21 protein-coding genes are annotated in these 22435 nt (G+C 45.6%); all 21 read right to left on the bottom strand.

Annotated elements, in window-relative coordinates; genetic code table 11:
* Nucleotides 1-14: 14 nt before the first annotated feature.
* The 21 genes from ACRRU2_RS02405 to ACRRU2_RS02305 all read right to left on the bottom strand — a co-directional run bounded on the left by ACRRU2_RS02405 (nt 15) and on the right by ACRRU2_RS02305 (nt 22433).
* Nucleotides 15-4331, bottom strand: a complete 4317-nt coding sequence (locus ACRRU2_RS02405; protein WP_432499812.1) for a PolC-type DNA polymerase III — start codon at nt 4329-4331, stop codon at nt 15-17.
* Between the two features lie 43 nt (nt 4332-4374).
* Nucleotides 4375-5823 carry a proline--tRNA ligase gene (gene proS, locus ACRRU2_RS02400; RefSeq protein WP_331698225.1) on the bottom strand — a complete coding sequence of 483 codons (1449 nt, stop codon included), beginning with the start codon at nt 5821-5823 and terminating at the stop codon, nt 4375-4377.
* 10 nt (nt 5824-5833) lie between these two features.
* The gene (gene rseP / locus ACRRU2_RS02395) at nt 5834-7096 is read right to left on the bottom strand and encodes an RIP metalloprotease RseP (protein ID WP_331698226.1); all 1263 of its coding nucleotides are present in this window, start codon (nt 7094-7096) and stop codon (nt 5834-5836) included.
* 90 nt (nt 7097-7186) lie between these two features.
* A complete protein-coding gene (locus ACRRU2_RS02390; protein ID WP_432499853.1) occupies nt 7187-8326 on the bottom strand; it encodes a 1-deoxy-D-xylulose-5-phosphate reductoisomerase in 1140 nt (379 codons plus the stop codon).
* 17 nt (nt 8327-8343) lie between these two features.
* Nucleotides 8344-9138 (bottom strand): phosphatidate cytidylyltransferase, encoded by a 795-nt coding sequence (locus ACRRU2_RS02385; RefSeq protein WP_331698228.1) that lies wholly within the window; start codon nt 9136-9138, stop codon nt 8344-8346.
* Nucleotides 9139-9163: 25 nt separating this feature from the next.
* Nucleotides 9164-9928, bottom strand: a complete 765-nt coding sequence (locus tag ACRRU2_RS02380; protein WP_331698229.1) for an isoprenyl transferase — start codon at nt 9926-9928, stop codon at nt 9164-9166.
* Between the two features lie 111 nt (nt 9929-10039).
* Nucleotides 10040-10594, bottom strand: a complete 555-nt coding sequence (gene frr / locus ACRRU2_RS02375) for a ribosome recycling factor (RefSeq protein ID WP_331698231.1) — start codon at nt 10592-10594, stop codon at nt 10040-10042.
* Nucleotides 10594-11322: a UMP kinase gene (pyrH, locus tag ACRRU2_RS02370; protein ID WP_331698233.1), complete on the bottom strand. Its 729-nt coding sequence runs from the start codon at nt 11320-11322 to the stop codon at nt 10594-10596. The genes frr and pyrH overlap by 1 nt, the downstream gene beginning before the upstream one ends.
* A 127-nt stretch (nt 11323-11449) precedes the next feature.
* Entirely contained in the window at nt 11450-12100 is a 651-nt protein-coding gene (gene tsf, locus ACRRU2_RS02365; protein ID WP_331698234.1) for a translation elongation factor Ts, read from the bottom strand.
* Nucleotides 12101-12309: 209 nt separating this feature from the next.
* Nucleotides 12310-13008: a 30S ribosomal protein S2 gene (gene rpsB / locus ACRRU2_RS02360; RefSeq protein WP_331698235.1), complete on the bottom strand. Its 699-nt coding sequence runs from the start codon at nt 13006-13008 to the stop codon at nt 12310-12312.
* 185 nt (nt 13009-13193) lie between these two features.
* Nucleotides 13194-13826 carry a hypothetical protein gene (locus ACRRU2_RS02355; RefSeq protein ID WP_432499811.1) on the bottom strand — a complete coding sequence of 211 codons (633 nt, stop codon included), beginning with the start codon at nt 13824-13826 and terminating at the stop codon, nt 13194-13196.
* Nucleotides 13819-14355 carry a DUF6115 domain-containing protein gene (locus tag ACRRU2_RS02350; protein ID WP_432499810.1) on the bottom strand — a complete coding sequence of 179 codons (537 nt, stop codon included), beginning with the start codon at nt 14353-14355 and terminating at the stop codon, nt 13819-13821. Before ACRRU2_RS02350 ends, ACRRU2_RS02355 begins: the two co-directional genes overlap by 8 nt.
* Nucleotides 14356-14405: 50 nt before the next feature.
* Nucleotides 14406-14729 carry a hypothetical protein gene (locus ACRRU2_RS02345; protein WP_331698239.1) on the bottom strand — a complete coding sequence of 108 codons (324 nt, stop codon included), beginning with the start codon at nt 14727-14729 and terminating at the stop codon, nt 14406-14408.
* Between the two features lie 24 nt (nt 14730-14753).
* On the bottom strand, nt 14754-16151 hold the full coding sequence (locus ACRRU2_RS02340) for a DUF342 domain-containing protein (RefSeq protein ID WP_331698352.1): 1398 nt from the start codon (nt 16149-16151) through the stop codon (nt 14754-14756).
* A gap of 51 nt (nt 16152-16202) precedes the next feature.
* The gene (locus tag ACRRU2_RS02335) at nt 16203-16988 is read right to left on the bottom strand and encodes a FliA/WhiG family RNA polymerase sigma factor (RefSeq protein WP_331698240.1); all 786 of its coding nucleotides are present in this window, start codon (nt 16986-16988) and stop codon (nt 16203-16205) included.
* Nucleotides 16989-16992: 4 nt separating this feature from the next.
* Complete coding sequence (locus ACRRU2_RS02330) at nt 16993-17451, bottom strand: hypothetical protein (protein ID WP_432499809.1); 459 nt, start codon at nt 17449-17451, stop codon at nt 16993-16995.
* A 1-nt stretch (nt 17452) separates the two neighbouring features.
* The gene (locus tag ACRRU2_RS02325; RefSeq protein ID WP_331698243.1) at nt 17453-17947 is read right to left on the bottom strand and encodes a chemotaxis protein CheD; all 495 of its coding nucleotides are present in this window, start codon (nt 17945-17947) and stop codon (nt 17453-17455) included.
* On the bottom strand, nt 17944-18564 hold the full coding sequence (locus tag ACRRU2_RS02320; RefSeq protein ID WP_331698244.1) for a chemotaxis protein CheC: 621 nt from the start codon (nt 18562-18564) through the stop codon (nt 17944-17946). Before ACRRU2_RS02320 ends, ACRRU2_RS02325 begins: the two co-directional genes overlap by 4 nt.
* A 4-nt stretch (nt 18565-18568) precedes the next feature.
* Nucleotides 18569-19030 (bottom strand): chemotaxis protein CheW, encoded by a 462-nt coding sequence (locus ACRRU2_RS02315; RefSeq protein ID WP_331698245.1) that lies wholly within the window; start codon nt 19028-19030, stop codon nt 18569-18571.
* A gap of 12 nt (nt 19031-19042) precedes the next feature.
* The gene (locus tag ACRRU2_RS02310; protein WP_432499852.1) at nt 19043-21115 is read right to left on the bottom strand and encodes a chemotaxis protein CheW; all 2073 of its coding nucleotides are present in this window, start codon (nt 21113-21115) and stop codon (nt 19043-19045) included.
* A gap of 16 nt (nt 21116-21131) precedes the next feature.
* Nucleotides 21132-22433, bottom strand: coding sequence for a protein-glutamate methylesterase/protein-glutamine glutaminase (locus ACRRU2_RS02305; protein ID WP_432499808.1), 1302 nt, complete (start codon nt 22431-22433; stop codon nt 21132-21134).
* Nucleotides 22434-22435 lie beyond the last annotated feature (2 nt).

Genomic DNA, 22435 nt, shown 5'->3' with positions numbered 1-22435 from the left:
CTCCTATACGCTTTCTAAAAGAGCGAAAGCTGGTTGCTTTCCGGCAACCCTCTAAAGCAGCCCATCTCGCTAAGCATCTCAATAATTGTTTTTGTAGCTTTCGATTTCATCTGGAAGTCTTCTACAGACAAAAACTCTCCATCCTCACGCGCCGCCGCGATATTGCGCGCTGCATTGTCGCCTATGCCCGCAAGCGCAGCAAACGGAGGAATCAGTGAATTTCCGTCCACGATAAATTTCGTAGCCTCGGACCGGTACAAATCAATCGGCTTGAACGAAAAGCCTCTGGCGGTCATTTCCAGCGACATCTCCAGCTGAGATACCATGCTCTTCTCCTTAGGCGTAGCATTAAACCCTTTTGCTTCAATCTCCACCAGCTTGCGAAGAATAGCATCGTAACCTTGGCATAGCAGTTCAATGTCGAAGTCATCCGCGCGAACGGTAAAATAAGTCGCATAAAATTCGATCGGATAGTACAGCTTGAAAAAGGCTGTGCGCACTGCAGATATAACGTAAGCCGCAGCATGCGCCTTCGGAAACATATACTCGATGCGCAGGCAGGAATCGATGTACCACTGCGGAACCTTGCAGCGCTTCATCTCCTCTATCCATTCCTGCGTAAGGCCGCGGCCTTTACGCACGCTCTCTGTAATTGTAAATGCCAAGCCAGCATCCATATTAGCTTTGTAGATCAAATAAAGCATAATGTCGTCACGACAGCCTATAACGGTTTTAATGTTGCAGGTGCCATTTTTGATAAGCTCTTGCGCGTTGCCCAGCCATACGCCTGTTCCATGTGACAAGCCTGAAATTTGCAGCAAGTCGGCAAAGGAAGACGGCTGTGTTTCCTGAAGCATCTGACGCACAAACTTCGTTCCCATCTCCGGTACGCCGTATGTAGCTACCGAAGAGCGAATTTTCTCAGGCTCAACGCCAAGTGCAGCAGTCGAGTTGAACAAGCTCATAACCTTTGGATCGTTCATTGGAATAGTCGTCGGATCGACGCCCGTCAAATCCTGAAGCATACGCATCATCGTCGGATCATCGTGTCCCAGTATATCCAGCTTGAGCAAATTCTCATCGAAGGCGTGATAGTCAAAATGCGTTGTTTTCCACTCCGCTGTCACATCATCAGCCGGAAATTGTACTGGCGTAACATCCTCAACATCCATATAGTCCGGTACAACAACGATACCGCCCGGATGCTGCCCCGTGCTGCGCTTCACGCCTGTACAGCCGCTTGCGAGCCTGGCTAGCTCTGCGCCTCGCCACTTTTTATGATGCTCTTCCTCATATTTTTTCGCAAAGCCATATGCCGTTTTTTCTGCTACGGTGCCGATCGTGCCGGCACGGAACACATTTTTCGGACCAAACAGAACCTTGGTATAGTTATGAGCAACAGGTTGATATTCTCCTGAGAAGTTCAAATCTATATCCGGAACCTTATCCCCTTTAAAGCCCAGGAACGTTTCAAAAGGAATGTCCTGGCCCTCGCCTTTCATCGGCTGGCCGCATTCCGGACAATTTTTGTCCGGCAGGTCGAAACCGCTTGGCACGCTTCCATCTAAAATCCATTCGCTGTGGCGGCAGTCTGGATTTTTGCACAAGTAATGCGCTGGCAATGGATTAACTTCTGAAATGCCTAGAAAAGTTGCGACCACTGAAGAGCCGACCGAGCCCCGGCTGCCTACAAGATAACCATCCTGATTCGACTTTTTAACAAGTTTTTCCGAAATAAGATAGTTCGCTGAGAAACGATATTTAATAATAGGAACAAGTTCTTTTTCCAAACGGTCGACGACTACTTGCGGCAGCGGCTCGCCATACATGCTGATTGCTGTATTGTAGCAGGTGCTTCTAATTTCTTCATCCGCGCCTTCTATGTTAGGAGTAAACAGCTCTTTGGGGAACATATCATATTTCTCAAAGCGTTCGGCCAAATCAGCTGTATTCGTAACAACAACCTCAAAGGCTTTTGCATCGCCCAAGAAAGCAAACTCCTCCAGCATTTCCTCTGTTGTGCGCAAATGCGCGTCCGGCTTGCGTATGCTCTTCAGCGGACTAAAGCCGGTAATGCCATGAATCGTAATATCCCGATAAATTTTGTCGCGAGGATTGAGGTAATGAACGTTCCCGGTTGCAATAACCGGCTTGTTCAATTCAACGCCAATATCGCATACTCGGCGCATTGCCTGTTCAATTTCGGCACGGCTGCGCACAAGCCCCTTCTCAACCAGATGCATATAGAAATCGATGGGCTGAATTTCCAGCACATCATAAAATTCTGCTACGTCCTTCGCTTCTTCATAGGATTTATTCAGTACCGTTTCAAAAAACTCGCCCTTCTCGCAGCCTGATATTACTAATAGTCCTTCTCTTAGCTCTGTAAGCTTACTCTTTGGAATCGTTGCTACCCTTTTAAAATATTCAGTATGCGATAAGGAAATAAGTTTGAATAAGTTCTTTTTGCCATCGGCATTAAGCGCGTAAATATTACAATGGAAGGGGCGGGTGTTGGACAAGTCCATGCCGACATAATCGTTCAGCTGATGCAAATCAACGATTTTTCGTTCAACGGCATCCTGGATGAGGCCAAACAGCACGCCTCCCAAGGCGATGGAGTCATCGATCGCGCGGTGATGATTTTCAAGGCTAACCTTATACTTATCAGCCAGCGTATTGAGACGGTGATTTTTCATCGTTGGATGTAAAAACCGGGCTAATTCGAGCGTATCAAGCACCGGATTATTAACCTCCGGCAAGCCCAACGACTTACAATTTGCTTGAATAAAGCCTATATCGAAGCGGGCATTATGAGCTACTAGTATATCATCGCCGATAAATGCTAAAAACTCCTTAAGCTTTGGCTCAAGCTCAGGCGCATCCTTTACCATTTCATCATTAATATTAGTCAGCTGCTGAATGTTATAAGGAATGCTTTCATGCGGATTAATGAAGGTGGAGAAGCGATCAATCTCCTTGCCTTCCTTCATTTTCACGCCGGCAAGCTCTATAATTTTATTATTAATGACGGAAAGCCCCGTCGTCTCAATATCAAATACAATATACGTGCCTTCAGCAAGCGGCTCAGGACGCGAATTGATCACCATTGGCACCGCGTCATTAACGACATTGGCCTCAAGTCCAAACAATACCTTAATGCCGTGTTTTTTAGCAGCCTTAACGGCGTCCGGATAGCATTGCACATTGCTGTGATCTGTCACAGCAATCGCCTTATGCCCCCACTTGGCAGCCATCTTCGCATAGGCATCGATAGAAGCGACCGCATCCATCGTGCTCATCGTCGTATGCAAGTGAAATTCCACTCGCTTGAGCTCGGCACGATCCATCCGATCTGGCGGCGAGCCGATTTCGTGCAAATCATTCGGCATCATGACCAGCTCAGGCTCCTGCATGAAACGGTCGTATTCTATGCGGCCCCGCGCTTTTATCCATTTGCCGTTAGACAGCTGCGAAAGAACCTTCACATCTTCCTTCGTCTTGGCAAACATCTTCATCGCTATGGAATCTGTAAAATCAGTTATATTAAAAACAAATAACGTGCTCCCGTTGCGCAGCTCCTTCACATCCAGCCCGAACACGGAACCTTGTACCGTTATTTTCTTTTCTTCATCGTGAATATTCATAAGAGGCGTAGCCTCTTCGCGAATGTCATAACCTACGGCAAGCCGTACAGCTTCATCGCTATCGCCATCGGCAGCCGTTGATTCCGAATAGGCCTCGGCCATTAGCTGCTGAACAGTTTCCCGTTCTTCCTGTTCAATCTTTTGCATAAATTGTTCGTAAACTTCTTCTCTCGTCTCGCCAACCACCAGCTTGACCCGGCACTCTCGCATAAAAAATTGCCTGTAAAAACGAATAATAAATTCATCAATTTGTTTTTTTCTAGCTAATTCAAGTCCTGTATTATCAAGCAATGATATGGTAAGCAGATCCCCTTCGGCTTCCAGGGTGCTTTTATGCAGCCAGCCATTCACAGATGCAATTTGCTGCTGAATCCATTCCAGAAACAGCGGCCAGTACTGCAGCATTATGTTTCCTGTTTCAACAATAGGATCATAAGTAAATTGAAAGGAAACAGAGGCTATATCTTTGAATTTCAATTCGGCAGCTTGTACAAGCGCGCGATAAGCCATTAATGGCACTATGGACGTTTTGCTTATGCAAAACGTCCATTCGCGATTGTTCTTGCTTACTATAACCTGATTAATATAACCATCTTGATAATAAGATTGAATTAGATCCTGCGGCAGGCCCGTATGCTGCAATAGCAGCTCAAACCGCTGCCGCTTCTCAGTGGATAGGCTCATTCCATTCCTCTCCCATCAATCCGAGCTGAATACCAATCAGCTCTTAATAAGCACGAGCAAAAACTACAGTATGCTTCGATTCATCACCGCAAACAAGACAAGAAGATTTTTGAACGCTTGGGTTAAACGGTATATTACGGCTTGTCGCTCCCGTCTCTTCCTTCACTTGCGCTTCGCATGCCGCAGATCCGCACCAGCCTGCTTCAACAAAACCGCGCTTTTCCTGGAACAATTGCTTCATCTCGTCAAGCGTATCTACAACCTGTGAATTATCAGCCATAAATTGCTTGGCGCGATTATACATTTCTTGCTGGGTTTCCGCCAGCATTGCTTCAACCTCTTGGACGAGCCTGCTTTGTTCTACTATACGCTTCTCACCGGTAATGCGGGAGACAAGTACAACTTGTCCATTTTCCATATCTCTTGGTCCAAGCTCGAGACGGAGCGGAATGCCGCGCATTTCGTATTCGTTGAACTTCCAGCCAGGGCTTACATCGGAGCGGTCATCGACTCTAACGCGAACACCTGCTTTTTTCAGCTCCGCGTAAAGCTCGTCTACTCTGCCTACGACTTGTTCTCTTGTTTTGGCTGGTCCAATTGGAATCATAATAACCTGTGTCGGCGCAACCTTCGGCGGCAATGCCAATCCGCGGTCATCGCCATGCACCATAATTAACGCACCGATCAATCTTGTACTTACGCCCCATGAAGTGGTATGGCAAAATTGCAAATTGTTTTCACGGTCAAGGAATTTGATATCAAAAGCATCTGCAAATTTTGTGCCCAAATAATGGGATGTCCCGGCTTGAACTGCCCGCCCATCCTTCATCATCGCTTCAATCGAGAACGTATCTACAGCCCCTGCAAACCGCTCAGACGGCGTTTTTTCCCCTTTAATAACAGGGATAGCAAGAAACTCTTCGACAAAGGAAGTGTATACGTCGAGCATTTGCATCGTTTCGGCGCGCGCTTCTTCCTCGTTTTCATGCGCTGTGTGTCCTTCCTGCCATAGAAACTCGCTTGTACGAAGGAATGGAAGAGTACGCTTCTCCCAACGCACAACGTTAGCCCACTGATTGATCAAAACAGGCAGATCGCGATACGATTGAATCCACTTCGCATACATATGTCCAATCATCGTCTCTGAGGTCGGACGAATAGCCAGTCTTTCCTCCAGCTTTTCGCCAGCTGCTTCGGTTACCCATGGCAATTCGGGATTAAAGCCCTCAACATGCTCCTTCTCCTTCTGGAAAAAGCTCTCGGGAATGAACAATGGAAAATAAGCGTTGCGATGACCCGTTTCTTTGAAACGGCGATCCAAATCACGCTGAATATTTTCCCAAAGCTCATATCCCTCCGGACGAAATACAATACAGCCGCGTACTGGAGAATAATCCATTAGCTCAGCTTTTTTGATGACATCGATATACCATCTCGAAAAGTCTTCGCTTTGCGGTGTAATTTCTGTAACAAACTGTTTATCTTTGGACATGTTCTATTGACTACTCCCCTCTTACTAACCGTAAAATATCATTATAGGTCACGACAAGCATCAGCAGCATCAGCATCGCAAAACCTACAAAATGAACTAAGCTCTCCTTGGAAGCGTCAAGCGGACGGCGGCGGACGGCTTCAAGGCCAAGGAAGATTAATCGGCTTCCATCCAGAGCAGGGATTGGCAGCAGGTTGAATATTCCAATATATAAGCTGAGCAATGCGGTCCATTGTGTTAATTGTACGATTCCTTGCCTAGCAATTTGGCTAGTCATTTCGGCAGTCCTTACAGGTCCGCCCAAATCATCCAGCTTAAACTGTCCGGTAACGAGCATTTTCAAGCTTTTAAAAATGTTGATCGACATTTCTTTCATAAGGTAAGCTGATTTGGATACAGTCTCACCCGCAGTCGCAGGACGTGTGGCATATTTGGAGGTAACGCCTATTTTGCCGACTCCTGCTTCATCCGGCACCGGCGTCAGCTTCACTTGCATCGGCTGGCCGGCTCTAATAATATCAAGTGTAATCGGTACGCCGGCAGAATCTCCGATAATATCAATCATTCTTCCGAAATCCGTACCGATCTTCTCGCCATTGACGGCATCGATCACATCGTCTGACTGAAGCTGAGCCGATTGGGCCGGCATCCCATCAGAAACCTGATTAATAAGCAGCTTCTCTGCTACGCCAGCCATTTGAATGTAAGTGCCAAACAGCAAAAAAGCTAGAATAAAATTCATAAGCGGACCGGCAAAAATAGTCATGGCGCGCTGCGGCAGCGTTTTGCTGTTAAAGTGTCGATCGATTGGAGCGATTTGCGTTTCCGATCCTCTAGCAATAATGTGTGCTTCACGCTGTACGGCAAAGGTTTCACTTTCCCCGTCTACAAGCAAAGTAAGCGAAAGCTCTTTCTCCAAATCAACAGCCTGCACCTCGCCGCGCATTACATTGCTGCGCTCATCCAAGCGATCAAGATATATAGCCGTTACTTCATTGTTTTTTATCCGGACTGCTATCGTTTGGCCTGGCTGCACTTCGACAATTTCGGGGTCTTCTCCAGCCATTCTGACAAATCCGCCAGCTGGTATAAGCCGCAGTGTATATTTTGTTTCTCCGCGTTTAATTGACAACAGCTTAGGACCAAAGCCAATGGCAAACTCACGAACTAAAATGCCTGCCCTCTTAGCAAATATAAAATGACCCCACTCGTGAATCGTCACAATGACAAAAAATACGGCCACTGTCAAAAATACAATTTGAATCATATGCATATAGGTATAGCCTCCTGTTCATTACGGCCTGTACATAGATTATCATTATTCTCCTATCCGATACAAGAGAACCATAATTGCAGGATCGGCTTAAATCTCTGACGCTAGTCGTCTCGCCCAAAGATCTACTTCAGCAATACTTTGCACATCAGGAAGATCAACAGCTTCATGACGGCTAATAACGGTCTCCAAAACTCGTTCTATATCAAGGAACGAAATTTCCTCTCGCAAAAATCTTGCGACAGCCACTTCATTGGCAGCATTAAAAACAGTTGGAGCAGACTGCCCCATTATTCCGCAATCATAGGCAAGCTTAAGACAAGGAAACCTTATGTAATCCATCTCACGAAAAGAAAGCTTGGCAATAGCTGCTAGATCAAGTCTTTTGGTAGGCGTTGCCCAACGCTCTGGATAAGTAAGAGCATACTGAATCGGCACGCGCATGTCCGGGTCTCCCAGCTGTGCAATAATACTGTGATCCTTAAACTCTACAAAGGAATGAATAATACTTTCAGGATGCATGAGTACTTGTATACGATCATAAGGCATATCAAAAAGCCAGTGCGCTTCGATGACCTCCAGCCCTTTATTCACCATCGTCGCAGAATCGATTGTAATTTTTGCTCCCATGGACCAATTAGGGTGCCGGAGTGCGTCTGCAACAGTAACATTCGCAAGTTCATCACGCGACCGATCGCGAAATGAACCGCCTGATGCAGTCAGCGTCAATGTATTAACAGCCTCTCTTGGCTCACCGTTCAAGCACTGGAACAATGCCGAATGCTCGCTGTCTACGGGGACAATTGCCACTCCGCGGTCGCGAGCACGCTTCATTACCAGATGCCCCGCTGTAACTAATGTTTCCTTGTTTGCAAGCGCAACAGTTTTGCCTGCATCAATCGCCGCCAGTGTGGCGGGTAAACCGCGGCTGCCCACGATTGCGGTTACAACGACATCCACGTCTTCAATCGAGGCAGCTTCAATCAGACCTTCCTCACCGTACACGATACGCATTGAAGCCGGCAAATGAAGCCGCGCTTCCTCTGCCAGCTCCTTCGTTGCCAGGCATACCAGATCCGGATTATATTGTTTAGCCTGCTTAATAAGCAGTTCAATATTATTCCCCGCCGTCAAAGCGGTTACCTGAAATTGTTCAGGATGATGCGATACAATATTTAATGTTTGCGTTCCTACAGAACCTGTCGAGCCGAGCAGTGCAATTTTTTTCATCATTGCTTCTCCTTCCTCTATAAAGGGATTAATCCCGTAAGCAGAAGCAGCGGGAACACAATCAGCCAGCTATCGCAGCGATCCAGCACTCCGCCATGTCCCGGCAGCAAAGTGCCAGTATCTTTAATGCCCTTTACTCGCTTATAGGCAGACTGCATCAAATCGCCAAGCTGGCCGGCAATTGCAGCTAGCAAACCAATGATTACGGCATGTCCGATAGATACGATAGAAGGAGCGCATAGCGAGAAGATAACAGCAACAATAACAGCAAGCGCAACACCGCCAATTGCACCCTCAATCGTTTTGTTAGGACTTATTTCGGGCCACAGCTTGTTTTTGCCAAACGCTCTGCCTGAGAAATATGCGCCTACATCAGAGGACCATATCGATCCAAATGCGATAAACGCCCAAAATAAACCGTCATTCTCGATTAATCTCACTTCAATCATAGCATTGAAGCCATAACCCACATAGATGGCGCCAAGCAGCATAAGCGCTGCATGGTCTATCGTTTTGCGATTTTTAGTTATTACTGTGACAACCAGCAATAAACAAACTAGCAGCCAAATCATTTGCATCGCGGATGGGGCTGCAAGTCCCCAATGCTCCCATGGAAGCACAACATATAGCATGGCCGCATAACCAAGCAGCGTCATGCTGTCATACCACTTATGTCCGTTCATCCGGGCGAACTCATAAAAGCCGATAACAGCAAGCAAAATCATTAAAGCTGCGTACCAATTTCCGCCTGCAACTGCTACAGCAATAAAAAATGCGCCGGCAAGGACACCTGTAATGATACGTTGTTTCAACTGTCGTCACACTCCGTCTTTGAGCTTATAATCCGCCATAACGCCGAATGCGTCGCTGATACTGTTCAATTGCTTCAAGAAAATGAGCTTCCTTGAACTCCGGCCAATATACATTTGTAAACCAAAGCTCACTATAGGCCAACTGCCAAAGCATAAAGTTGCTAAGTCGCAGCTCCCCGCTCGTTCTGATCAACAAATCCGGATCAGGCATCTCTTTTGTTAACAGCCTTTGTGACATGGATTGCTCATCAATATCCTCAAGCTGCAGTTTTCCATTTTTAACATCCGCGGCAATATCCCGAACGGCTGCAAGCATTTCCATTCTACTGCCATAATTTAGAGCAAAATTTAATACAAGCCCTGTATTTCCAGCCGTTTTGGCAATAGCTTCTTCCACAGCCTTCAAGGTGTGCTCAGGCAAATCATCCCTATAACCCATCATTCTGACCTGTACATTATTAGAAATAAGCTCTTTTAGCTCAATTTCCAAAAATTGCTGAGGCAGCTTCATTAAAAATTCCACTTCATCCCTGGGTCGTTTCCAGTTTTCTGTTGAGAAAGCATACAACGTCAAATATTTAACGCCAATCCTGTTTGCCTCCATCGTGATGCGCTTCACTGTCTTCATACCGGAATGATGACCCGCAACGCGAGGCAGACCGCGATCTTTAGCCCAACGGCCATTTCCGTCCATAATTATAGCAACATGCTGCGGCACATTATCCATTGCTTGCGATTTCGACTGCGGCAAGGACGAAATGCCTAACTTGGCCAGAAGTCGCTTAATCATCCTGCTTCCCCCCAAACCGAAATCAACAAGAAGAAACAACGCCATCTTAAGATGCGCGGTTTCTTCAAGAATTTCAAGACCAATTCCGCCTCCCAGAGGGGCGATTGTATGTTAGACTTCCATAATTTCTTTTTCTTTTGCTGCAAGCACTTTATCGACCTCAGCAATAAATTTATCTGTCGATTTTTGAATATCTTCCTGATGACGACGTGATTCATCTTCAGAAATATCCGTCTTCTCAAGCTTTTTAACATCGTCATTTGCGTCACGGCGAATGTTGCGGATCGCAACCTTAGCATCCTCGCCGAACTTTTTAGAAGCCTTGACAAGATCAGCGCGGCGTTCTTCCGTAAGCATCGGAATACCGATTCTTATCGCTGAACCATCGTTGGAAGGTGTTAGTCCCAAATCAGATTTCAAAATCGCCTTCTCGATTGCAGCCAGCGAGGACTTATCCCAAGGCTGAATAAGAAGGGTTCTGGAATCAGGAGCATTTATGTTTGCTAATTGATTAAGAGGTGTCATTGCACCATAATACTCAGCTTGAATACGATCAAGCAGCGCTGGACTAGCTTTACCCGCGCGAAGCGATGCTAGTTCTCTCTTCAGGGCGCTTATCGCTTTTTCCATACGCTCTTCCGCATTCTTTTTCACTTGTTGAGGCATTACTTAGCACTCCCTTTCACAATTGTTCCAATTTTTTCACCCAATACAACACGCTTAATGTTTCCATTTTCAGTAATCGAAAATACGATAAGCGGAATATTATTATCCATGCACAAGGAGGATGCTGTCGAGTCCATAACTCCCAAATTACGATTAAGCATATCCATATATGTCAGCTCTTCAAACTTCTCAGCAGACTTGTCTTTGAATGGATCTGCAGAATATACGCCATCCACTTTGTTTTTAGCCATCAGAATAACCTCAGCTTCGATTTCAGCAGCACGAAGCGCAGCAGTAGTATCCGTTGAAAAAAATGGATTACCGGTTCCAGCTGCAAAAATAACGACACGGCCTTTTTCCAAATGGCGAATAGCACGTCTTCTAATGTACGGCTCAGCAATTTGCTGCATCGCAATTGAAGTTTGTACACGAGTTGGGACATCAATTTGTTCCAACGCGTCTTGAAGCGCAAGTGAATTCATCACTGTAGCCAGCATGCCCATATAGTCAGCAGTTGCACGATCAATCCCTTTTGCAGAGCCGGCAATTCCTCTCCAAATGTTGCCGCCGCCGACAACGATAGCCACCTCTACTCCAAGGTCGATCACTTCTTTCACCTGATTGGCAATGGAAGAAATGACGGAAGCTTCGATTCCGTAACCTTCTTGCCCCGACAATGATTCGCCACTTACTTTCAAAACGATGCGTTTAAATACTGGATGTGCCAACTGAAATACCTCCATCATGCACCTCATGCAAGCATGAGGCAATTAAAATGTTTTTGAAAATGCAAGATCAACTAATTTTTAAGAAAAGAAGGCGGGGCGAACGCCCCGCCCCGCCTGTGCGTTCGGATTAAAGTTTAGCTTGTGCCATAACTTCTTCTACAAAGTTATCTACTTTTTTCTCAAGGCCTTCACCTAGCTCGTAACGAACGAAGCGACGGATGGAGATATTTTCACCAATAGTGCTAATTTTCTCATTAACAAGAGTTGCCACAGTTTTGTCTGGGTCTTTAATGAAGGATTGCTCAAGCAAGCAATATTCTTCGTAATATTTAGAAATGCGGCCTTCAACCATTTTTTCAACGATTTTTTCAGGCTTGCCTTCATTTAGTGCTTGATTTTTCAAAATTTCGCGTTCTTTTTCGATTTCGTCAGCAGGAACTTCCTCGCGGCGAACGAATTTCGGATTGGATGCTGCAATATGCATAGCTACATCTCTAGCAAACTCGCGGAATTGGTCTGTTTTTGCAACGAAGTCTGTTTCGCAGTTGATTTCAACTAGAACGCCGATACGGCCACCAGCATGAATATACGATTCAACAACGCCTTCAGTTGCAACGCGTCCAGCCTTGTTAGCTGCAGCAGAAAGGCCTTTCTCGCGAAGCAAGGCTACCGCTTTATCGATATCGCCGTTTGTCTCATCCAATGCTTTTTTGCAATCGAGCATTCCTGCTCCTGTTCTTTCACGAAGTTCTTTAACCATGCTTGCAGTAACTGCCATGAAAAACCCTCCTATAAATTAACATCTGAATTTTGTTCAAAAAAAGGGCAGTGAGAGGTTTTCACCATCTGACCACCCTTTGTGTGAAATATAAGATATTACAAGTTATCCGTTAAGGATAAACGGCTTTGCTGTCCTTCAAAAAGGTGCGTTCACCGATGAAATGCAAGGGCTTATATTTCTTTTCGTTTAGCTGAATGAATTATTTATTAAGCTGTTGTTTGCTCGCCTTGATTAGCTTCAACAATAGCATCAGCCATTTTGGAAGTCAGCAGCTTAACGGCACGAATTGCATCATCGTTACCAGGGATTACATAATCGATTTCATCCGGATCACAGTTAGTATCTACGATACCAACGATTGGGATACCAAGCTTGCGAGCTTCTGCAACTGCAATGCGCTCTTTGCGTGGATCGATAATGAACAATGCGCTTGGAAGACCTTTCATTCCTTTAATACCGCCAAGGAATTTCTCCAAACGATCTTTTTCTTTGCGAAGAATGATTACTTCTTTCTTAGGAAGAACTTCGAATGTGCCGTCCTCTTCCCATTGCTCTAGCTGCTTCAAACGATCGATACGCTTTTGGATTGTTTGGAAGTTAGTTAGAGTACCGCCAAGCCAACGTTGGTTGATGTAGAAGTTTCCACAACGCTCAGCTTCTTCTTTAACTGAATCTTGAGCTTGCTTCTTAGTACCAACAAATAGTACTGTGCCGCCTTCAGCAGCTACGGATTTAACAAAGTTGTAAGCTTCGTCAACTTTCTTAACCGTTTTTTGCAAGTCAATAATATAAATTCCGTTTCTTTCTGTGAAGATATAACGATCCATCTTAGGGTTCCAGCGACGAGTCTGATGACCGAAGTGTACCCCAGCTTCTAGTAGCTGTTTCATGGAAATAACCGCCATTTCTTCAACACCTCCTGATATGGTTTTTTGATTTCCTCCGCTCGTCGCATCTTCTACCAAAACTTATGCCGAGCATAAGCACCATTGGTAAAATTGACTAAGCGTGTGTTTTTAACACCGTCAATTAATATATCATAGATAATGCCCAGGTGCAAGGAAACAATTAAAAATTATAGTTTTTCACGCTACAGGCAAATTTCTGGAACGTTCATTCCGTTATTTTCGGCTGCGTATTCACGTGCCTGCTCCTTGGACAAGGGTTGGCTCGTAACGATACGAGCGACCTCGTCCGGACTCATTTGCTCTTCGAACAGGAAGCAGCCGGCTCGCACTTTTTTGATGCTGCCGTTTACTTTTTTCTTCATCGTTGCAACAAAAGACTCCGTATCCTCCAGCACCTTTTGCTCATGCAAAAGCTTGGCAGCTGCTGATAGCGTGAAACCCGGCTCGATACGCAGAATAAGCTGCTCCCGAGACACAGCAGGAGCAGCCGTCACAGAAGGCTGTCCCTGCGCGTCCTGCTCCGTATCGATTTCAGCGGTTTCTGCATTGTTTTCAACGTTTTCTGTATTGTTTTCAACTTCCTTGCTCGGCTCAGCAGTCCCATTGTCCGTGTCAGCCTGAGCCTGCGGGCCAGCCATTCCAACTGTTCCTCCATCGGCTTGTCCATCACCAAGCAGTTGAGAATTACCGTTTATTTCTTGTGACTTCTCATTCAGCTTTTCCTTGCTGTCATTGCCGAGCGAAATCAATTGAAGCAATAGCGCACCAACAATGATGCCGATTCCAAGCCCTAACAGGAACGAACGTTTATCCACGAGCACTCGCCTCCTGCTTGGCAAGCTGTATAATTAACTGGACCTCGCCCTTGTTAAGCTGAAGCTTCTTCGCTATCGCTTCTATAGATTTTCCGCTATTATGCAGCTGAAATAATTGCTCATAGCGCTGCTCCAAAGATGTCGGAGCAGGCTTCTCCTCAATAGACTCCTGTTGTGCTGGCAAGTTCTGTGCAGCAGCAGCTGGTTGAGCTTGCAGATGCTGCTCCGCCCGGCTTTTCTTTTGCTGCTCCAGCTCGTTCATCAGCGCAGCCAGTTGCGTCTCCAGCTGAGAAACCTTGCTCTCATGCGCAGAAGCTGTTTGTTTAGAGCTTTGTTGAGCTTCCTTTACTAGCTGAACAAGCGCTTCATGCTCTTGCTCAGCCGTAAACATATACTGCTCAAGCAGCTGCTCCATATCTTTAGTTTTTGCAGCATCAGCTGCAGCTTTTGATTTCGCACGCGGCATAGCATAAGCAATAACTGCGATAGCAGCACCTAGAAGTACAATATAATGCCATGGCTCCGACACAGGTTTAACCGCCTTTCCTACCTTAGCTTGCTGCCCTCGAGCTGCGATTATTATAATGAAATATCCAAATGATGTCCCTTGTAGGGATGGGCAGGGGCTTCGTTAGGGTCAGCATCATTTGCATCGCGCCTTTTGCTGCGCGGCCCTTTTTGCCCTTCCTGCTGCGCTTTCCCCTGATCACTCGTTTGGACTTGCGCTTTTGCCGACTTTTCAAGCTGGCTGCTTTGCGTCCTCTTTTCCTCTGTTTCTCTTTCTGTTTGATTCGCAAGTAAGTTTTGATCAACTATCGGCTTTTGGGCAGCTTGACTTTGTAAAATGCTTACATCCTGTGTTCTTGGAATGGACATTTGCAGATCAAGCGATTTGAATGCCAATACTATCTCCTCCTTGCACTGCCATTATAATGGAAACATCGCGACGTCGCCTTCATAATATTTGAAATAAACATGCTCAGAGCTGTCTTTTATAAATTTAGTATACCGGCCGATTACGATTTTCGTTCCACCGAAAATTATGCCGCTTACATTAATTCGCGAAAGCTCCGTATTTTCAAGCGATTTTTCAATTTCCAGCATACGTTCTTTCTGCTGATCGATATCGAGTGAGGTTTGTCTTCGGGTAGCGGTGAGCTTTACTCTCATCGCCAGGCGGTCCGGCGTCAATTGGCCGGCTGCTGCCATTTGATCCAGTATAACGAGCGCTTTTTCTGTTTTGTCCAAATTTTCCATAGCAGCCCGGATAGATTTTCTCAAACCCTGGAATTCCTCGCGCAGCTGAGGTTGCACGCCTACCTCGATCGTAGTTGCAGTAGACATTGCATTGCCAATAATTCTTGCAGTTACCGTCTCGCCAGCTTGAATGAGGCCGCCTACAATCAAGCCTTTTGTGCCTGAGCATACAATATGCTGGCCTGCCTTCACATTAGAATGCATAATGCTTTGCGTGACGGTAACATCGGCTCCAGCTACAACATTAGCATCTTGAATAAAAGAGCTTTTCACATGCTGTCCGGCATGAATAAAGCCTTTCCCGCTGGCCATAATGCCGCCGGTAATTTCAATCGAGCCCCCTGTTTCGATTTCTGCGCCCTCAACGCCGCCAATAACGCGAATATCTCCGGAAGCCTTAATCTTAAAACCATTAAGCACATTTCCCCGTACAATAACCGTCCCGACAAAATCAATATTGCCGACCCGATAATCTACGTCTCCATTTACTTCATAGATCGGAAAAACATTAATTTTTTCTTTATCCGTTATCGAAATCATACCATCAATTGCAGCGTAAAGCATCGGTTTTTCTCCCGCTACAACGACATTCTTTCCCAGCTTAAAATGTGCTTTCTTGCCAAATACCGCTTCAAGCTCATTTCCATCGACTGTCCTGCCTGGCTCCCCCTGCATGGGTTCCACAAGCTCGGCTATAGGCTGGCCTTTCTTTACATTTTTAAGCTTGGTAATCTCTTTAAAATCAATGGTTCCATCCTGGCCTTCGGCAGGGCGTTTTTCTTGTCCGCTTTCCAGATCATAAAAAAATCGGATATAGCCATCTTTACCGGGCCTCGCTATTTTGCCGGCAGCCACTAAAGTTTGATCCTTGAAATAAGCGATCGGGTTGGCGCATATTTGCTTCAGCACATCTGGCAGCAAGCCATACGCAATTCCTTTTGCTTCTAAAAACGATTGAAGTTGTTCAGGCGTAACAACAAAATCATCAGACAAACGATTAAAGGTTACGAAAGCAGATAATTTATCAGAAGATACATGGATGCGCAAGTATGAATCCAGCTTTTCCACGTCCACTTGATTTCCTCCTTACTTCTCACGTTTTTACTTTTAGTCTATAGATTAATGCTGCATTAGCTGGTCCTTATGCTTGGCTAATACACCCCTAAGCCTTAAGATCGCTTTGGAATGCAGCTGCGATATTCTCGATGGCGACAAAGACATTACTTCAGCAATTTCACTTAATGACAATTCCTCGTAATAAAATAACGACACAACAATTCTCTCTTTCTCGGTCAATCGTTCAATTCCTTTAACCAATGATTCCTTTAAATAAAACTCATGCACCTTATAATCCGGATTTTTAGCTTTATCATCCACTAAAAGCGACATTCTGGTCTCGGAATCCTCTTCGCGAATAGGATCCTCCAAAGAACATACGGTAGCTACAGATATATCCTGCAGCATATTAACAAATTCTTTCTCTGAAACCTGCAAGTAGGCGCTAATTTCCGCATCTGTCACAGAACGCATATATTGCTGCTCTAAAAGCTGATAGGCATCCTCAATTCGTTTAGCTTTTTCTCTAACCGAGCGAGGAACCCAATCCCCCTGCCGCAGGCCGTCAATAATTGCGCCTCGAATACGCCAGGATGCGTAAGTTTCAAATTGCAGCCCGCGCAAATAATCAAATTTCTCTATAGCATCAATCAGCCCCATTACTCCGTTGCTTGCAAGATCATCGCGGATAATATTTTTGGGCAAACCGATAGCCATGCGATTCGTTACATAATCGACAAGCGGCAAATACGTTTCAATCAACTGTTTCTTCGCTTCTAGATCACCTTGCTCACGCCATTCTTTCCACAGCTGAAGGTTTATCAAATGAGGTGTCTTTAGCTCAGTCATCAGCTCACTCCCCTGTCAGGTGACGAATTGCTTTCGCCAATTCCTCAGGCTCTGTATTTTTGGATGAAACAAATTGTGGTGGATTAAGAGGCTTGAACTCAGCCTGCTTCTGCTGCTCCTGTTCCTTTTTAATAGACTTTTCATCCTCTGTCTGCTGAACGTCAGTGTCTGTTAATTGGGACTTAAGCAAATCATTTAAGTCATCCGTTTGAGGCGGCGTCACAAGGTCTAGCTGAGCCCCTTTATCCTCCTCCTTCGCATGCAGCGAGGGAGTCAAAGAAGGCGGCTTAACAATCTGAGCGAAAATCAACCGCACCGCATATGCCACCACAAAAAATGAAATAAAAGCGTATAGGCTGCGGAGCAGTACGACGTCTATCAAATTACTGCTTAAAGAAAATATAATCGTCAATACTGCACCTACTAAGCCAAACGCAACGTTCCACCGCCAACTTCCTATCATTTCAAATCTCCTTTATACCATGCTGAACGCTTCTAATAGAAAGAATTCCGCTGCTGCTGTCAAATTCGATCGTTCGTCCATAGCTTCCACCCGTATCCTGTCCTAAAACAGGTATGCCCAGCTCCTGAAGCAAATGCATACATGACTCTACGTTGCGCGGACCAATGCGAAGGGAATCCGTTTGGCCTGCGAATGTAAACATTTGGGCGCCGCCTGCCATTTTAGCTTGAAGCCTGTCTCTCTTAGCGCCGCTCTCTATCATTTTTTGAAGCAAATCAGGTATAGCTGTATCCGCATATTTTGCAACATTAAATTGCAAATCGCGAGCAATATTCGATGAAGGCAGCATAACATGAGCCATTCCGGCAATTTTGCGCAGCGGATCAAACAAGGTTAATCCGACACATGAACCTAGTCCAGTTGTTTTAAGCACATCGCCGTTCAACGCAATATTCAGATCAGCCATACCGACCTTCACCAGATTGTGCTGTATCATTCCAAACCGACTCCTAATGCTCCAAAAATTTTGTCAAAAGAATGTGGATCCGGAATGAGGAAAAACTGGCCTTCCAACGATTGATAGCCTTCTAAAAAAGAAGTTTCTATTAGAAGCGCTGAATCTCCCATTTCACCATATTGCATTAAGCCATAGCTTAATATAGCGCCTGCCATATCATGTGCAATAAGCGGCACAGAAGGCTGCAAAGCAAGCTGAGTAAAATCAGCAAGGGAAGATAAGTAAGATCCAGCTAAAATATTGCCAATCTCGCATAGGGTTGATAGCTCCATCTCCGAATACGATCCTTCTGTTCTCGCCTCTTGCACTAATAGATGCATAAGCAGCCGATCGGCTGCATGATCATCCATTATAAAAAACATATTCCCCGGCGCTTCCCCCTCTACTCGGAGGAACACCGCGATCACTATTTTTTCAGAGCCTCCTACACGCTCGGCAACTTCTTCAAACGGAAGCAGGCTTACCTTGGGAACTGCCATATCTACCGGCTTGTTCAATAAAGTTGATAGTGCAGTAACCGCATTGCCAGCCCCGATATTGCCAACCTCTCGCAATACATCGAGTTCAAATGCTTCAAAGCGATTGTAGACACCCAATTTGCTACACCTCTAACCCTTCGAGCTGAATGATTTCTTGCTTATTCAACACTTCATTCAAATTAAGCATAATGAGCAGCCTGCCTTCTCCGAGCTTGGCAATGCCATGCAAATATTTCGCTCGTATCCCACCAACAATTTCAGGTGGAGAATCGATTTCATCCGTATCAATATCGATGACATCATTTGCCGAATCAACGATAAAGCCAACCTCGATATCATTTACAGCCACTACGATAATACGGGAGTTTTCATTCAACTCTGTTTCTTCAAGATTAAATCTGCCGCGCAAATCGATAACTGGCACTACAGCGCCTCTTAAGTTAATGACCCCTTTAATAAAAGCTGGAGTTTTTGGCACGCGAGTAATTGGAGACAGCCGTTCGATCGTTTGTACCTTATCAACTTCGATACCGTATTCTTCATGATTCAGAGCAAACACAATTACTTTCAATTCTTCTCCCATCTGTATCCCTCCTTATTTAATTAAAGCATTTGGATCAATAATTAACGCCACGTAGCCATCGCCTAGAATAGTTGCGCCGCTTACGGCATGAATATTAGTCAAGTATTTGCCCAGAGACTTCAGGACAATTTCGCTTTGGCCAATAAATTCGTCAATAATAATAGCTGCATGCTTGTCGCCTTTGCGTACGACGATAATTTCGCTTTCCTCTTCTGTTGAATCGTCAAAATCAGGACATTCCAGCACCTTGCTTAACGAAACGATCGGAATTACAGTATTGCGGAATTGGATCATAGGCTGTCCATGTACAAGCGTAATCTGTTCACGCTTAATGATGGCCGTTTCTACAATTGATGACAGCGGCATTGCATATTTTTCAGACCCCATCTGAATAAGCATCGCCGAAATAATAGATAACGTCAGAGGAAGCTGGACGGAAAACTTAGTGCCCTTGCCTTGCTCGGAGCTGATCGAAACGTTGCCGCCTAAGGAAGTAATTTTACTTCTGACGACATCAAGCCCTACGCCGCGTCCTGATATATCTGATATTTTATCAGCTGTACTGAAACCAGCTGCAAAAATAAGCATATTAATTTGATCGACTGAAAGCTTCTTCGCTTCCTCTTCTGTCAATACCTTATTTTTAATCGCAATCTGACGCACTTTATCCGTATTGATTCCGCGGCCATCTTCCTCAACCTCAATAAATACATGATTGCCGCTATGAAAAGCTCGCAATTGAATCGTTCCGGTCTCAGGCTTCCCGGCTGCAATTCTTTCCTCCACCGTTTCAATGCCATGGTCGATCGAGTTGCGCAGCAAATGGACTAGCGGATCACCGATCTCATCAATAACCGTTCTGTCTAGCTCTGTATCTGCACCGGTTATGACGAGCTCGATTTTTTTGTCCATAGATTTTGCCAGATCGCGAATCATGCGCGGAAAGCGGCTGAATACAGTATCTACCGGCACCATACGCAGCTTTAATACGATATTTTGCAGATCGGAGCTGACTCTGGCCATATGCTCGACTGTCTCGGTCAAGTCGTTTCTATTAATTTCGCTGGATAGCTGCTCGAGTCTGACCCTGTCTATCAACAGCTCGCTAAATAAGTTCATTAATGTATCCAAGCGGTCTATATCAACACGTATCGTACGGGATACCGCGCCATTTGACGGCGGCGCCTGCTTTTTGGCAGCAGGTGCAGCCTCGCTGCCTGGCGCCGAGCTTTTCGGCGATGGAGCTGCCGGACTTTCTACTGCCGCTGCAACTGAAGCGCTGCTTGGACCTTGTATAAGGCTAGAAAGCGTTTCTTTATCCATAAGTGCGACATCAACCGATTCAATTTCAGAAATAGCTAGCAGCTGTTCCTTTAATTCTGGCTCAGACAGGCTTGAAATTGTAAAAATAGTAAAGGAGCGGTCAAATTTCTCTTGCTCCAGATCCTGCACAGAAGGATTGGATTGGATAACCTCGCCGTTGCGTTCTATTAAATCAAATACCATATATGCTCTGGCTGCTTTAAGCAAGCAGCTTTCCAGCACAGATACTTGGACAAAATAAACCTTATGCCCGCTTTCTATCGATTGCTCCAGAACGGATGCTTGAAATTGATCAAGCAGGCCGCCTGCTGAAGAATTAGCAGCTGGAGCAGACTCGGCGCTGCTTGCAGCTGCGGGCTGCGCGACTCCGCCAGCTTTATAATCGCTCTTTGTAATGGCCTGCAATGAAGCTACAATTGCAGAAACGTCAGCCTGGCCCGTTCCTCCGCCAATAATATCCTGAACCATCGCTTCCAAAGCGTCTAGACCTTTAAACAAGGTATCAAATATAAAGCTATCCATTTGCAGCTTGCTGTTGCGAACAAGGTCCAGCACATTTTCCATTTCATGCGTCAGCGATGCCAAATCTTCAAAGCCCATAGTAGCGGACATGCCCTTTAGCGTATGCGCTGATCTGAAAATGGATTGTACAATAGTAAGATCCTCAGGATTGCTTTCAAGCTGCAGTAAATTTTCATTCAATGCTTGCAGGTGATCATTTGATTCGTCAATAAACATGGATAAATATGCATTCATATCCATCATCTCGCACCCCCTGTTAATCGGTCTGAATTACGCTTCCTTTAGTTAAAATCGCTTGTTCAAGATAGGCGGATATTTGGCTTAATGGCAGCACCTTATTAGCTGCGCCGCTTTCAATTGCCGAACGCGGCATACCATATACGATACAGCTTTCCTCCGCCTCCGCCACTGCTGATGCCGCTCCGCTGGCTACAAGCTGCTTCAGCCCTAAAGTGCCATCGCTGCCCATCCCTGTCATAATGACGGCATGACGCTGCAGCTCGGTAAAAGAAACGAGAGATTCAAACAGCACATCCACCGATGGCCGGTGACCGTTGCGCTGCGGTTCACTAGAAAGCTTGATGCAGTATCCGTCTTTATCCTTCTCAAGTCCCATATGCGAGCCGCCTGGCGCTATATACACCTTGCCTGCAAAGACGCGCTCCCCTTGCTCCGCCTCTACTACCTGCAAGGAACTGAAATTGTTAAGCCGCTGCGCCAGCGATTTGGTGAATTTAGGCGGCATATGCTGTACGACAAGTACCGGCGCTGCAAAGTCAGACGGCAAGGAGCTGATGACTTCGTGCAAAGCACGCGGCCCGCCGGTAGAGGTGCCGATTGCAACCAAATGAGTAAAATCAATTTTGTCGGCACTTTTTTGAGTTGCTTTCTGCAGCTTCTGATTTTGCAGTACAGGCTTTATGATAGAAGCAGGCTGCTTGATCGGTTCTGCACTTGGCAATTTTTTCTTTATTAACGGATTATTCGCATGCTTTTTTATAGAAGTTTCTGCAGCCTGCTTTTGCTCGTTGTCTCGCATGAAAGGCTTTGCCTCTTTGCCGGACTCCTCGGGCTTGCGATAATCTAACGTGCGCTTATGTCCCAAAACGGCTTTTGGCTTTTCAGCAGTCTGCAGCCCTGCCGGCATGGAGCGTTTAGATACTACTGCAATTCTCAGCTTTTCTAGCAGCAGCTCGCCTACTTCGCTTACATGCTGCGAAATTGCGCCGAGCGAAGGCTTTCTTATAAAATCAAAAGCACCATATTGCAAGGCTTTAATCGTTTCTCGCGTATTGTCTTCGCTAATGCCAGAAAGCATAATAACCGGTACCGGACTCTGCTTCATAATCGCCTGCAGCGCCTCGATGCCGTTCATAACCGGCATTTCCAAATCAAGGGTTACAGCGTCAGGCTTTAATTGTTGAATCATTTGTAAAGCTTCAGCCCCATTGACCGCTGTACCAGCAATTACAAATTGTCTATCCTGCGCGATTAAATCTGAAATAATTTTACGCATAAATGCAGAGTCATCAACAACGAGTATTCGATAAGGAGCCATTC

It is taken from the genome of Paenibacillus sp. GXUN7292, from assembly GCF_050864975.1.
Lineage (GTDB): Bacteria > Bacillota > Bacilli > Paenibacillales > Paenibacillaceae > Pristimantibacillus.
The sequence above is the reverse complement of the archived record's forward strand: the minus strand, read 5'-3'. Positions and strand labels throughout refer to the sequence as shown.